The sequence below is a fragment of the Bacillus sp. MC1252 genome, from assembly GCF_056838025.1.
Window position 1 is genome coordinate 3,232,648 of record NZ_CM166369.1, and the last position, 14,359, is coordinate 3,247,006.

The window sequence follows — 14,359 nt, forward strand, 5'->3', positions numbered from 1 at the left end:
TCATTCAAGAGAAAGCGTTACCATCAATCATCGAAAAATCTTTTGTCCTTTTCTCCCTAAATTTTTTGACAATTATTAAGATGTATTTTGAATCAATGTTTTAAAACCCTCTCATCCCTACAAAATCAGTCATATCAGTGCTTTAAATGAATAGTGCGTGTTTTGGAATGTTTTATCTTTTTGAATGAACAGGTTAGAAAGTCATCCTCAACGGTCAGAATGCTATACGTTGACCTATGACAAAGGTCACCTCTCAAAAAATCAAGTCATATGCTTATTTTTGGGTCACGAAAAATTGGGATAAGATGTCAAAGTTTGATCATTTCGTTATACCTTCTCTTTACGATATTCACTCCTTATGACCTAAACAATGAAACAATATTCATTTGTTTTTATCAAGATTCATCATTTCTTAACATTTTTAATATGATTTTAGTTGAAAGTTGTCGGCTCATGTCATGCATTCCCCAAAGGTGACGAATAAAATCAGCTTCTCCGCTTACACTAAGGTTAAAAAATAATGTGAGAGGAGGCTAAAGATGCCAAACACCAATGAACAAACACGCTTGCACTTTTTATCAGGCAGCTTTGAGGAGAAAATTCGGATCCTGAAGAAAACATTTCAGCAAAGCGGCGATTTTGAATACCGGGAGTTAATGGTGAATGAAACAAAATCAGTCCTGTTCTTTATTAAAACGAGAATTGATGAAGGCAAACTGAACGATTTCATTATCGGCAACTTGTTAGGCCCTCCCGGGAAGCAGGACTATACAAAGTCTCTTAGTGCACTTGAAACAGGTGATTTGACACTGATCACTGACAGTATTATTGCAGGAAGCATTGCCTTTCTTGATGAAAATTCCTCGCAGATGAAATTGTTTGCTGTTGGACAGCCGCCGCTGCGCTCTATTTCTGAGCCTTCTTCTGAAAGTATTATTGCGGGCGCACATGATGGATTTGTCGAAAGTTTAGATACGAATTTATATTTGCTGCGTTCACACTTAAATGATCGAAAACTGGCTATCCAATATCATAAGATTGGTACAAAATCTGAAACAAAGCTTGCGACTGTTTATATATCTGATATCGCTAATCAAGAAAAGATAGAAGAGGTAAACAAACGGATTTCTTCTATTAAAGTAGACACGCTGCTAAGTCCTGGCTCTATTGTTGAGGCGATTGAGGATGATTCATTTTCTATTTTCCCGCAGCTGATTGATACAGAGCGCCCTGATAAGGTGAGATCTGCAATCCTTGAAGGGCGAATTGTGGTGATGATGGATGGCAGTCCGATGGCCATCATTCTTCCTGTCACCTTCTTTAGCTTCTTTCAATCACCTGATGATTATAATAGCCGCTGGATTCCGGCTACGTTTATCCGTGTTCTCCGCTATCTTGCCTGTATCATCGCAGTCATTTTGCCATCTTTTTATATTGCTGTCATTGGCTTTCATTATGAGGTCGTCCCAGATGAATTAGCCATTACGATGAAAAATTCAATTATCGGTATCCCATTTCCTCCTTTGATAGAAGCGATGCTAATGGAGATCACCATTGAACTCATACGCGAGGCAGGGGTGCGTCTGCCAAAACCAATTGGTCAGACGATTGGAATTGTAGGCGGTTTGGTCATTGGGGATGCCGTTGTAAAAGCAGGACTCATTTCGAATGTCCTTGTTATTGTGGTTGCAGTGACAGCCGTCGCTTCTTTTGTCCTTCCATCCTTTGAAATGACGTTAACCATTCGAATGCTGCGTTTCCCGCTCATGTTCATGGCATCGATGTTCGGTTTTATCGGTATTTCATTTGGACTGTCTATTGTCCTCATGAACTTATGCCGCTTGGAATCGCTAGGAGTACCTTACTTATCACCAGTTGCTCCATTTAACTGGCAGGACTTAAAGGACACGATCATTCGATTACCGATGTGGATGTACAAAATGCGCCCTGTTTATTTAAATCCGCAAAAGAAAGAGCAAATTGAAAATTTGAGAGGGTGGAAAAAGAAAAATGAACAATAAAATATCTCCACCTCAAGCTGTCTTTTTTATCATCCAATCTCAAATTGGTGTCGGTATTTTAGCCCTCCCCCATTTGCTCATGAAAGACATGGGTCACGATGGGTGGATGACGATTATTCTAGCCGGATTATTCATCCAAATCATCAACACCATTTTTATTTACATTATTCATAAATATCCTGACACATCGTTTTTCCAAACGTTAATCAACGTGTTTGGAAAATGGATCGGCCGGACCTTGATCGTACTCTATACGGTATACTTTGCCTCAGTCTGCATTGTTGTTCTATCGATTTTCACAAGAATTCTTGGAATATGGGTGCTGCCGCTTACGCCAAATTGGGTCATTGATTTTTTGCTGATGATATCCATTATCTACATCGCAAAGGAAAAACTCACAGCAATTGTCAGGTTTAACTTTATTTTGACTCCCTTTTTGCTCATGCTGTCTCTATTGATGATTTATGCATTAAAAGGAACGAATATCGACTACCTCATGCCTTTTTTCCAAACAGATTTTTCTCAATTTCAAATTGGATTGAAGGACGTTGTGCTGTCCATGAATGGATTCGAGATGATTCTTATCATCTCTCCATTTATGAAGGGTACCACCAAGGAACGTTATAAGGTCATGACCATTTCTAATATATGCACAACGCTTTATTACCTATTTATTACATTGATTTGTTTTATGTTTTTCAGCCCAATTGAGCTTAATGTCATTCCCAACCCTGTTCTTTATTTATTAAAGACCATTTCATTCGGTGTGATTGAGAGGACAGACTTAATTTTTCTCAGCTTTTGGGTGTTTAACATTCTTGCCACCCTCAGCAATTATCTCTACTTTTGTGCAAATGGCGTATCCAGCATTTTGAAGAAAAAAGGGCATAAAAAATATGTCTATTATTTTGCCATTTTGATCTATGTCGCTAGCTGTTTTCTTGCAGAAGATAATTTTAGAATTCAGCGCTTTAATGACTTTACGACTTTTTCTCAATATTCAGTTATTTATACACTTCCGATCATTATGGCCATCACCATCTTGATCAAACATCGCAAAGGGAAGGTGAAATCACATGCGTCATAAGTACATACTGACGCTGCTTATGTGTATTTCTCTTATATTCATGCCTGGCTGCTGGGATCAGAATTTGTTAAAAAACATCTCTCTTGTCTTAACTTCAGCTGTCGATCAAGGAGAAGAAGACAATGCGAAATTCTCAATTACCTATCGAAAGGTGCAGCAGTCTCAAAGTATGGAGCAAGGAAATACAGGCAACTATTCAACCACTGTTCTTACAACTGAAGCACCGACTTTAAGAAAAGCAAGGACCAACTTTAGCCGGATTGTCGACCAAAAAATTGATATATCGAAAATGCGGGTCATGCTGATCGGCGATGAATTTGCTCAAAATCGCCTTCTTCCCTATTTAGATATGTTTTATCGAGATCCCAAAAGCCCTTTACTCGCAAACCTTGCTGTGGTTCAAGGGGGAAGCTGTGTGGAATTGATCAACCAGCTGCTCAAGGAAAAACTTATTGTGAGCGACTATTTAAACAACTTAATCACTACCGCATCACAGTCCTCCCTAGTAGCACCTAAAAACATTCAAAATGTCCGGTCCAAAATGCTGCAAACGGGAGAGGATTTCACACTGCCGTTACTTCACTTCGATCAATCAAAGCAGTTAATTAGTGTAAAAGGTGTAGCCCTATTTGATAATGAAAAAAAGAAAGGCGAACTGTACGGTCAAGATGCGATTCTGCTCACCGTGATGGACGGGAAAATGGGGAGCTATGCAACCTTCACAAAAAAAGTCAGAAGTGACATGAAATCAAAAGAGAGCAATTACATCACCATTCAAGTAACAGACTCAAAGAGAGACATCAAGATTGTCAATCCTGATCACCGAGACTTAACATTCTCTCTCAATTATGAATTCACGACATCTGTGCTCGAGTATCCGAAAGATAACCTAGATACAGATAAGAACATTGAAATGCTCAACAAAAGACTTTCAGCCATTTTGACAAAAGAAGCCGAAAAAGTCGTTGCTGCGCTGCAAGAAGCAAATTCTGATGTCCTAAGCCTTGGCAGAAAATATCGAGTAAGACATTATGATGAGTATATGAAAATGAACTGGGTAACCGATTATCCAAAGGTGAAAATTATTCCAAAAATCAAAGTGAATATTAAAAAAACAGGTATTACTAGCTAAGAAAAGGAAGAAGTCATCTTTCTTTTCTTTTTTTATTTTTTTAAGATTGTCATTTCGATACTTTCGTGATAATCTATCTATGTAAACGGTTACACATTCACGAAGGGAGGCACTCCATTGGCTACAATTAAAGATGTTGCAAAAGCCGCACAAGTGTCTGTTGCTACTGTTTCACGCGTGCTCAACGATACTGGATATGTCCATACAGATACGAAAATCCGCGTGACACAAGCGATGCAGGAGCTGAACTATTTCCCCAATGAAGTGGCTAGATCCCTTTTTAACAGAGAATCACGCTTAATCGGTTTAATCTTACCTGATATCACAAACCCCTTCTTCCCTCAGCTGGCTAGAGGCGTTGAGGATGAGATTCATGCTCATGGTTTTCGGTTATTATTCGGAAACAGTGATGAAGATCGCGAGAAGGAACTGGCTTACTTACAAACCTTTAAACAAAATCAAGTGGTCGGTGTCATTGCTGTCACCAACGAACCTGAATCGGATATGTACAATGATGATTTACCCGTTGTGTTCTTAGATCGAACTGTGCCAAATGCACCTTCTGTGTTTGCAGATGCTGCAACTGGCGGGAAAATGGCCGCAATGGAATTGATTAAGCGCGGCAGCCGGCAGATCACACTGCTAAAAGGACCTTCCCATCTTCAAACAGCGCGGCAGCGATTCAAAGGTGCACTTGATATTCTCACTGAAAAAGGTGTCGACTTTCATGTGATGTCTAACGCTTCTTTTTCCTTTCAAGAAGCCCGAAAAAGCGCCAAGGCTCTTTTCCAGCTGTACCCTGAAACAGATGGCATCATCGCCAGCAATGATATCGTCGCAACAGCAGTCATACACGAAGCGCTTCGGATCGGAAAAGCCATTCCAGATGAAGTCCAAATCATTGGATTTGATGATATTCCGCAAAGCGAACTGCTCTTCCCTTCCTTATCAACGATCAGGCAGCCTGCCTATGATATGGGGAAAGAAGCAGCGAAGCTGTTAATCAAGTTCATTCAAAAGCAACCAATAGATCAGCCAGTTATTCAAATGCTCGTCTCTTTTATTGAACGAGAGACCACGAGAAAGGTGGATTCACAATGAATCATATTGTTGTAATAGGAAGCTGTTCAATGGATTTAGTCGTCACATCGGATAAGCGGCCAAATGCCGGAGAAACGGTTTTAGGCGAATCATTTAAAACCGTCCCAGGCGGAAAAGGAGCAAATCAAGCAGTTGCAAGTGCCAGACTAGGTGCAGATGTATACATGGTCGGCCGAGTCGGTGATGACGCTTATGGTCAAGATATCGTAAGCAATTTACAAGCACAAGGTGTCCGCACCACATATATGAAACCGGTTACCGAAATGGAAAGCGGTACAGCTCATATCATTTTAGCAGAAGGCGATAACAGCATTGTTGTGGTTAAAGGAGCAAATAACGAAGTCACACCTCACTATGTAGAAAATGCTCTTTCTACGATTGATGATATTGGGATGGTTCTCATTCAGCAGGAAATACCTGAAGAAACGGTCGAAGCTGTCTGCGCCATTTGCAGCGAAAAAAAGATCCCAGTGATCTTAAATCCCGCACCAGCCCGCAAAGTGTCACAGCAAGTTTTAGAGCAAGCTGCCTATATTACACCGAATGAGCACGAAGCAGCTCTTATGTTTGATGGTCTCACAATTGAAGAAGCCCTGCGTCAATTCCCTAATAAATTACTGATCACAGAAGGAAAAAATGGGGTTCGATATTTTGACGGATCGAGAGAAGTTTTAGTCCCAGGCTATCCTGTTAAAGCAGTCGATACAACAGGAGCTGGCGATACATTTAACGGCGCTTTGGCTGTGGCATTAATAGAAGGCAAATCCCTATACGACGCGCTTGCCTTTGCCAATCTTGCAGCATCTATCTCTGTCACAAAATTCGGCGCACAAGGCGGCATGCCAGCAAGAGAAGAATTGGAGAGAAAGAAATGAAAAAAAACGGCATCTTAAACAGCCATATCGCCAAGGTGCTTGCTGACCTTGGTCATACAGATACAGTCGTCATCGCAGACTGCGGTCTACCTATTCCAGAAGGCCCAATCAAGATCGACCTTGCGTTATCGATCGGCACACCGTCCTTTCAGGAGGTCACCTCCCTCCTTCTTCAGGAAATGGCCGTTGAAAAAATCACTGTAGCCAGTGAAATCAAAGAAGCCAATGAGCGAGATCATTTGTTTTTAAAGAAAGCGTTTTCACAGCCGTTACATGATGTAAATCACGAGACTTTCAAAGATATGACCAAACAGGCAAAAGCAGTCATTCGAACGGGTGAAGCCACCCCATACGCAAACTGCATTCTTCATGCCGGTGTCATCTTTTAAAAGGAGGAGCCAGAAATGAACATTGAGATGCATAACATCCATAAGGCCTTTGGAAAAAACACCGTTCTCTCCGGGGTCTCCTTTGACCTCGTCACAGGTGAAGTCCACGCGCTCATGGGTGAAAACGGGGCTGGAAAATCAACTTTGATGAACCTGCTGACAGGCCTTTATTCATTAGACCAAGGAACGATTCAAATCGACGGAAAAGAAACCGCTTTCAAAAATCCGAAGGAAGCTGAGCAGCACGGAATCGCCTTTATTCATCAGGAGCTGAACGTATGGCCTGATATGACCGTATTGGAGAATCTATTCATTGGTAAAGAAATCTATACGAAGCTCGGCCTCCTAGACACAAAAAAAATGAAAGCCCTCGCTCAAACGCAGCTGGACCGATTGTCTGTTAACCTATCACTTGATCAAGATGCAGGCAGCTGTTCTGTTGGCCAAAAACAGATGATCGAGATTGCGAAGGCGTTAATGACCGATGCGAAGGTCATCATCATGGATGAGCCTACTGCAGCTTTAACAGACCGTGAGATTGAAAAGCTATTCCAAGTCATTGAATCACTCAAAAAAGAAGGCGTTTCCATCGTCTATATTTCTCACCGTATGGAGGAAATTTTTGCGATCTGTGATCGTATTACGATCATGCGTGATGGGAAAACGGTCGATACGAAAGCCATACCTGAAACGGATTTCCATGAAGTCGTCAAAAAAATGGTCGGCCGAGAATTAACAGATCGTTACCCTAAGCGTACGCCTTCTAAAGGAGATATTGTCCTAGAAGTAAAACAAGCAACGAGAAAAGGACGCTTTCAAGATATCAGTTTCTCAGTCAAAGCTGGAGAAATCGTCGGTGTCGCAGGCTTAATGGGCGCTGGCCGAACCGAAATGATGCGGTCGCTGTTTGGCCTCGATCCTCTTGACAAAGGTGAAATCTGGGTCCACGGGAAAAAGGCTGTCATTAAAAAACCAAGTGATGCCGTCAAGCTCGGCATCGGCTTTATCACAGAGGATCGCAAGGATGAAGGACTCATGCTTGATGCCTCCATCCGAGAAAATATCGGTTTGCCAAACTTAGACAGCTTCTCTCCAAAAGGGCTGATTGATAAAAAAAACGAACAAGATTTTGTCGACCTGCTCATCAAGAGACTGACGATTAAAACGGCTTCCTCTGAAATCTCTGCCCGGAGCCTTTCTGGTGGAAATCAGCAAAAAGTCGTCATTGCCAAATGGATTGGCATTCAGCCCAAGGTCTTGATTTTAGATGAACCGACAAGAGGTGTTGACGTCGGGGCAAAACGAGAAATCTATCAGTTAATGAACGAGCTGACCGATCGAGGCGTTGCGATGTTGATGGTCTCCTCTGAGCTCCCAGAGATTCTCGGGATGAGCGATCGAGTGCTTGTCATTCATGAAGGAACGATCAACGGAGAATTAGATCAAACAGAAGCGACACAAGAACGAATCATGACACTAGCTACAGGAGGGAAGTAACATGAAACCACTTACTTCAAATGGACGATTTGATTACATCATGCAAAAGCTTGGGCCATTCTTAGGACTCATCATCCTTGTCGCCATTGTTTCTATTTTAAACCCGGCCTTTTTAGAGCCATTAAACATTTTAAACTTACTGAGACAAATCTCCATTAATGCCCTCATTGCCTTTGGGATGACGTTTGTTATTTTAACTGGAGGTATTGATTTGTCTGTCGGTGCGATTCTAGCCCTGTCTAGTGCTCTGACCGCAGGCTTTATCGTTTCTGGCATGGACCCGATTCTAGCCATTATCGTGGGATGTATCATCGGTGCGATCCTTGGGATGGTCAACGGTCTTTTAATCACAAAAGGAAAAATGGCTCCTTTCATTGCCACTCTTGCAACGATGACCATTTTCAGAGGATTGACGCTTGTTTATACAGACGGAAACCCGATTACAGGGCTTGGCTCTAGCTATGCATTTCAGTTATTCGGGCGCGGATATTTCTTAGGCATTCCTGTTCCAGCGATCACGATGCTTCTCACCTTTATTGTGCTTTGGGTGCTGCTTCATAAAACACCTTTCGGCAGAAGAACGTATGCCATCGGTGGGAACGAAAAAGCCGCTCTCATCTCAGGAATAAAAGTACCGCGCGTCAAAATCATGATTTATTCATTAGCAGGTTTCATGTCTGCTTTAGCCGGTGCGATTTTAACCTCCCGTCTAAACTCTGCTCAGCCAACAGCTGGTATGTCCTATGAGCTTGATGCGATTGCTGCCGTTGTTCTTGGCGGGACAAGTCTATCTGGCGGAAGAGGAAGAATTGTCGGCACACTGATCGGGGTGCTGATCATCGGTGTCCTGAACAATGGTATGAACTTACTTGGTGTATCATCATTCTACCAATCTGTTGTGAAAGGGATTGTCATCCTGATTGCAGTCCTACTAGACAGAAAGAAATCTGCTTAAGGAGGCAGCTGCTATGAAAAAATATCTCATTCTCATCCTGACTCTCTCATTGTTCATGCTCTCTGCCTGTTCACTTGAACCGCCAGAGTGGGCCAAGTCATCAAAGGATGGCAAGAAAAAAGACATCAAAATCGGGCTATCCATCTCGACCTTAAATAACCCATTCTTCGTTTCTCTGAAAAACGGCGTGACAAAAGAAGCGAAAAAGCTTGGCATTGAAGTCGTTATTGCAGATGCACAAAATGATTCAGCCAAACAAACGAGTGATGTCGAAGATTTAATTCAGCAAGGGGTCGACGCATTGCTCATCAACCCAGCGGATTCTTCTGCCATATCAACAGCTGTCGAATCAGCGAATGCTTCAGATATACCTGTCATCACATTAGACCGCTCAGCAGAAAGCGGAAAGGTGGAAGCACTTGTTGCATCAGATAACGTCAAAGGCGGCGAAATGGCAGCTGACTTTATGATCGACAAGCTCGGCAAAGGAGCGAAGGTCGCTGAATTAGAAGGTGTGCCAGGAGCTTCCGCCACACGTGAGCGCGGAAAAGGGTTCCATCAAATAGCGGACAAAGATCTAGATGTTACAGCAAAACAAGCCGCTGACTTCGACCGGACAAAAGGATTGAATGTCATGGAAAACCTGCTTCAAGGAAACCCAGACATCCAAGCGGTCTTTGCACACAATGATGAAATGGCACTTGGCGCTTTAGAGGCCATCCAAAGCTCCGGGAAAGACATTCTCGTCGTCGGCTTTGACGGAAACGAAGATGCACTAAACTCGATCAAAGCCGGAAAGCTTTCCGCAACGGTCGCACAGCAGCCAGAGCTAATCGGTAAACTGGCCGTTGACGCTGCAAACGACGTATTAAAAGGGAAGAAAGTAGAAAAGAACATCGCCGCTCCGCTAAAACTTGAACAAAAGAAATAAACAAAACCCCCGACAGCCTCGGGGGTTTTTCACATTATTCTGGTCTTTTGAGCACAAATGACGTGCCTAAATGAGCATAATCATTTCCTGCTAAACGTGCGACTGGCTTTAATTCATTAGTAGAAATATATCCTTTTTCCGCATCATAGACAGCCTCATCTAAATGCGCACATACAACCCGGCCAATGATATGATCGACCGTGATCTCTCCTTCATCATTTTGAAAGGTCAGATGCTGCTCTAACTGACATTCAAAGCGAATGCGTGCTTCCTTGATGCCAGGAACTGAAACAACACTGCTCTTTACTTGATGAAGACGGGTTCGATCCAGCTCACTCTCTTCCTGCGGCAAAGTAGCAGCCGTTTCATTAATATCCTGTATGATGTCTTCATCACTGACATGAACAACAAACTCTTTCCTATCTATGATATGCTGCGCCGTATCTTTCATCTCTCCTTGACGTCGTCCGATGGAAACAGCGATGAGCGGCGGGTGTCCACTGATGACATTAAAGAAACTAAACGGTGCGGCATTTACGACATTTTCTTTAGACAGACTTGTAATAAACGCAATCGGTCTTGGAACAATGGAGCCAGATAATAATTTATATGCTTCTTTTCGTGACAGCTGATCCATTTGGAATGTAATCACTTCAGGCACGCCTCCTCTTTTATGTAACGACATCATACCATATCTACTTCTTTATGCCCTTACTCAGGCTCAGCACGATGGAGAATATGATGAACAAGATGAAATAAAGCAGGATTATGATTTTCTCGTCTATAGGAAATAGTCCATTCTGCCAGAAGCTGTTCATCTTCAATCGACCGATACACAACATCTAGATTAAATAAACGCCGGGCTGATTTCGGAATGACCGCAATGCCGATACCAGCTGTGACAAGTCCAATGACCATTTGATATTCCGCCGCTTCCTGCACGATATTTGGAGAAAATCCGTACTTTTCACATAGCAGGACAAAGTGCTGATAAAGGGACGGCCACGATTCCTTTGATAAAGAAATAATCGGTTCTTCACGGATATCTTCGATCGTGACCGCCTCTTTTTTCGCCAGTGGATGATTTTTCGGAATTGCAAAAATACATTCACTTTGTTTCATTAAACGACTGACCAGTTCTTCATGCGGTGATGTGGGATGCAAAAAGCCAATATCAATCTCCCCATTCAAAAGCGCCCGCAGCTGCTGCGAGACAGAAAGCTGCTTCAGTTCAATACTGACTGAGGGATACAGCTCTCTGAATTCACGGACAACGGGCGGGAGAATATCATACGTCGCTGTTCCAACAAACCCTATGATGATTTTCCCAAGCTCCCCTCTTGCTGTATGCCGGGCATGATCAACAGCTTTATCAAGCTGTTGCAGCACCCCCCGCACCTCATGTAAAAAGACCTTCCCAGCAGATGTTAACTCCACCACTCGTTTAGACCGGTGAAACAAAGGAAACCCCAATTCTTCTTCAAACTGCTTAATTTGCTGACTAAGTGGAGGCTGTGTCATATTCAACCGTGCGGCCGCTCTGCCGAAATGCAGCTCCTCCGCTACTGTGGCAAAATACTGCAAATGTCTCAGTTCCATCCTTTCACTCCTCGTACACTTATTCGTAAAACATATCAAAACCACGTTAAACATATATTGGAAATTTTATTTTGTGAAATGTATAGTAAATCATATCACGAAAATATATTTTCATAAAAAAATTTACTTGCCGAAAGGAGTGCGGGGTATATGAATTCTCAAGCACAACCCCTAACAAAACGAGGAGCAGAGTTGATTGTCGATACGTTGATTGCTCAAGGTGTGACCCATGTTTTTGCGATTCCAGGTGCAAAAATTGACGCGGTATTCGATGTATTGAAAGACAGAGGTCCAGAACTTGTTCTATGCAGACACGAACAAAATGCGGCCTTTATGGCAGCTGCTGTCGGTCGTTTAACTGGCAAGCCAGGCGTTTGTCTCGTCACATCAGGTCCTGGTGCATCTAATTTAGCAACAGGTCTATTAACAGCAAATACTGAAGGTGACCCTGTTGTCGCAATCGCTGGAAACGTCATTCGTGCGGATCGGCTGAAACGAACACATCAATCACTCGACAATGCGTCATTATTCAAACCAGTGACAAAATATAGCGTTGAAGTACAAGACGTAAGCAATATACCAGAAGCATTAACTAATGCTTTTCGCGCGGCACAAAGAGGTCAAGCTGGAGCAGCATTTATCAGCTTTCCACAAGATGTCGTGACAGAACACACCACACAAACATCAGTGTCTGCTCACCCTTCTCCAGAACTAGGTCCTGCACCGGATGCTCTCATCAGTTCGGCCATCGCCAAAATTCAAAATGCACACTTACCTGTGGCAATTGTGGGAATGAAAGCTAGTCGTCCAGCTGCTGCAAACGCCACAAGAAAATTATTAAAAACACTTGGTATACCATTTGTCGAAACGTACCAGGGAGCCGGCGTTCTCTCAAGAGAGCTCGAGTCTCAATATGTGGGTAGAATCGGCTTATTCCGTAATCAGCCGGGAGATCTTCTCATTGAGCAAGCAGATGTCATTTTGACCATCGGCTTTGATCCGATCGAATATGATCCGAAGTATTGGAATATCAAGCCGCAGCAGCGCCAGATCGTCCATGTTGATGATATGCAGGCGGATATTGACCATTTTTATGAACCTACGCTTGAGCTTGTTGGCAATATATCTGAAACCATCCAACACCTAGCACACGACAGTGTTCCACTTTCACTATGCAAAGAGAAAGTAGAGCTAGTCACTGATTTACAGGACCTATTAAACGATATCGAAAAAGCAACAGAAAGAGAAAGTCATCTGTCTCACCCGCTCGATGTCATTCATACATTGAGACGCCTGATTCATGATGACACGAAGGTCACATGTGATATCGGATCTCACGCGATTTGGATGTCCCGTCACTTCCGCGTCTATGAACCGAACACATTCCTAGTAAGTAACGGAATGCAAACACTCGGCGTGGCATTACCATGGGCAATTGCTGCCTCTATTTTGAATCCAGATGAGAAAATTATTTCTATCTCAGGCGATGGTGGTTTTCTCTTCTCTGCAATGGAGTTAGAAACAGCCGTCCGCATGAAAACAAACCTCGTTCATCTCGTTTGGAATGACAGCACATATGATATGGTGGCGTTCCAGCAGGAAATGAAATATGACCGCACGTCCTGCGTTGAATTCGGACAGATCGACTTAGTGAAATATGCGGAAAGCTTTGGAGCAACTGGGTTACGTGTAAACTCACCTGAAGAGCTTTCAACCGTCCTTCAAAAGGGTATAAACATAAAAGGACCTGTCATTATTGATATTCCGATTGACTATCAAGACAACCCAGACCTCGCCAGTCAAAAATGGCCAGAAGTCTTTCGCGAAACACACACATTGAACGTCAGATAAGATTTCTATACATTACATCAAAGGAGTGAGCGGATATGGGTAAGATGCACCCAATGAATCAACACAGCGACACAAGACAGCATGACAAACAGCAAGAGGTCTATCAAGTATCGACGATGACCTCCCTGCTGGAAGCCGTATACGATGGAGATTTCTCCCTCGCGCATATTCCTGAACACGGTGATTTCGGCATTGGTACATTCAATCAATTAGATGGAGAGCTGATCGGCTTTGACGGCGCATTTTATCGACTGCGCTCGGATGGAACAGCGACACCGGTAACAGATCAAGATTATTCACCATTCTGCTCTCTAGCATTCTTTGAAACGGATATCGTTCATCGAATTGATGCACCAATGACTTCTAAAGAGCTAGAAGAAGAAATTGACCGCATTTTACCAAGTAAAAATGTTTTTTATGCGATCCGCATTGATGGATCATTCAAAAAGGTTCAAACCCGAACGGTCGAACAACAGGAAAAACCTTACGTTCCAATGGTGGAAGCAGTTAAGTCACAGCCTATTTTCGATTTTGAGGATATTCATGGAACGATCGCAGGGTTCCGTACACCGCAGTACGCACATGGTATTGCGGTGAGTGGATATCACCTTCACTTTATTGATGATGATCGGCGTGTCGGCGGGCACGTATTTGATTACACCGTTGATCAAGTCACCATCCGAATCTCTCAAAAACGTCATATGAATTTACACCTGCCAAATACGCAGGATTTCTTCCAAGCTGACCTTGATCGAGCTGACCTTGCACAGCAAATAGCCAGTGCGGAAAGCAGCCCAGATAAATAAGATGAAGACACCCCGGTGATACCGGGGTGTTTTTTATACACATCGATTGTTTATCAAACATAACGATTTCATTTCGTTTGTAAATTGAAATTCAATCATTCTATTCGTAATAAAA

The 14,359-nt window shown here is 42.8% G+C and carries 13 protein-coding genes; 11 read left to right on the forward strand and 2 right to left on the reverse strand.

Going from position 1 to position 14,359, the window contains the following annotated elements; translation table 11 throughout:
* Positions 1-539: 539 nt before the first annotated feature.
* From ACYH0L_RS16670 to rbsB, 9 genes are all read left to right on the forward strand, one after another.
* The gene (locus ACYH0L_RS16670; RefSeq protein WP_099726447.1) at positions 540-2,021 is read left to right on the forward strand and encodes a spore germination protein; all 1,482 of its coding nucleotides are present in this window, start codon (positions 540-542) and stop codon (positions 2,019-2,021) included.
* Positions 2,011-3,108 carry a GerAB/ArcD/ProY family transporter gene (locus ACYH0L_RS16675; RefSeq protein ID WP_230030641.1) on the forward strand — a complete coding sequence of 366 codons (1,098 nt, stop codon included), beginning with the start codon at positions 2,011-2,013 and terminating at the stop codon, positions 3,106-3,108. Before ACYH0L_RS16670 ends, ACYH0L_RS16675 begins: the two co-directional genes overlap by 11 nt.
* Complete coding sequence (locus ACYH0L_RS16680) at positions 3,098-4,240, forward strand: Ger(x)C family spore germination protein (protein ID WP_099726449.1); 1,143 nt, start codon at positions 3,098-3,100, stop codon at positions 4,238-4,240. The genes ACYH0L_RS16675 and ACYH0L_RS16680 overlap by 11 nt, the downstream gene beginning before the upstream one ends.
* 117 nt (positions 4,241-4,357) lie before the next feature.
* Positions 4,358-5,341, forward strand: a complete 984-nt coding sequence (locus ACYH0L_RS16685; protein ID WP_482354171.1) for a LacI family DNA-binding transcriptional regulator — start codon at positions 4,358-4,360, stop codon at positions 5,339-5,341.
* Positions 5,338-6,216, forward strand: a complete 879-nt coding sequence (gene rbsK / locus ACYH0L_RS16690; protein ID WP_482354172.1) for a ribokinase — start codon at positions 5,338-5,340, stop codon at positions 6,214-6,216. Before ACYH0L_RS16685 ends, rbsK begins: the two co-directional genes overlap by 4 nt.
* A complete protein-coding gene (rbsD, locus tag ACYH0L_RS16695; RefSeq protein WP_099726452.1) occupies positions 6,213-6,605 on the forward strand; it encodes a D-ribose pyranase in 393 nt (130 codons plus the stop codon). The genes rbsK and rbsD overlap by 4 nt, the downstream gene beginning before the upstream one ends.
* 15 nt (positions 6,606-6,620) lie before the next feature.
* On the forward strand, positions 6,621-8,102 hold the full coding sequence (locus tag ACYH0L_RS16700) for a sugar ABC transporter ATP-binding protein (protein WP_256499065.1): 1,482 nt from the start codon (positions 6,621-6,623) through the stop codon (positions 8,100-8,102).
* 1 nt (position 8,103) lies between these two features.
* A complete protein-coding gene (gene rbsC / locus ACYH0L_RS16705) occupies positions 8,104-9,057 on the forward strand; it encodes a ribose ABC transporter permease RbsC (protein ID WP_099726454.1) in 954 nt (317 codons plus the stop codon).
* A 13-nt stretch (positions 9,058-9,070) separates the two neighbouring features.
* Positions 9,071-9,988 carry a ribose ABC transporter substrate-binding protein RbsB gene (gene rbsB / locus ACYH0L_RS16710; RefSeq protein WP_249704869.1) on the forward strand — a complete coding sequence of 306 codons (918 nt, stop codon included), beginning with the start codon at positions 9,071-9,073 and terminating at the stop codon, positions 9,986-9,988.
* Positions 9,989-10,022: 34 nt separating this feature from the next.
* Here the strand turns inward: rbsB and ACYH0L_RS16715 are convergent, their stop codons facing one another.
* Together ACYH0L_RS16715 and alsR are read right to left on the reverse strand one after the other, a co-directional pair.
* Complete coding sequence (locus tag ACYH0L_RS16715; protein ID WP_230030862.1) at positions 10,023-10,640, reverse strand: flavin reductase family protein; 618 nt, start codon at positions 10,638-10,640, stop codon at positions 10,023-10,025.
* 59 nt (positions 10,641-10,699) lie between these two features.
* Positions 10,700-11,587, reverse strand: a complete 888-nt coding sequence (gene alsR, locus ACYH0L_RS16720) for an acetoin biosynthesis transcriptional regulator AlsR (protein WP_327924270.1) — start codon at positions 11,585-11,587, stop codon at positions 10,700-10,702.
* 150 nt (positions 11,588-11,737) lie between these two features.
* Between alsR and alsS the strand changes: the two genes are divergently transcribed.
* Both alsS and budA read left to right on the forward strand, forming a co-directional pair.
* On the forward strand, positions 11,738-13,438 hold the full coding sequence (alsS, locus tag ACYH0L_RS16725; RefSeq protein WP_482354173.1) for an acetolactate synthase AlsS: 1,701 nt from the start codon (positions 11,738-11,740) through the stop codon (positions 13,436-13,438).
* 35 nt (positions 13,439-13,473) lie between these two features.
* Positions 13,474-14,244 carry an acetolactate decarboxylase gene (gene budA / locus ACYH0L_RS16730; RefSeq protein ID WP_230030639.1) on the forward strand — a complete coding sequence of 257 codons (771 nt, stop codon included), beginning with the start codon at positions 13,474-13,476 and terminating at the stop codon, positions 14,242-14,244.
* The last annotated feature ends 115 nt before the right edge of the window (positions 14,245-14,359 follow it).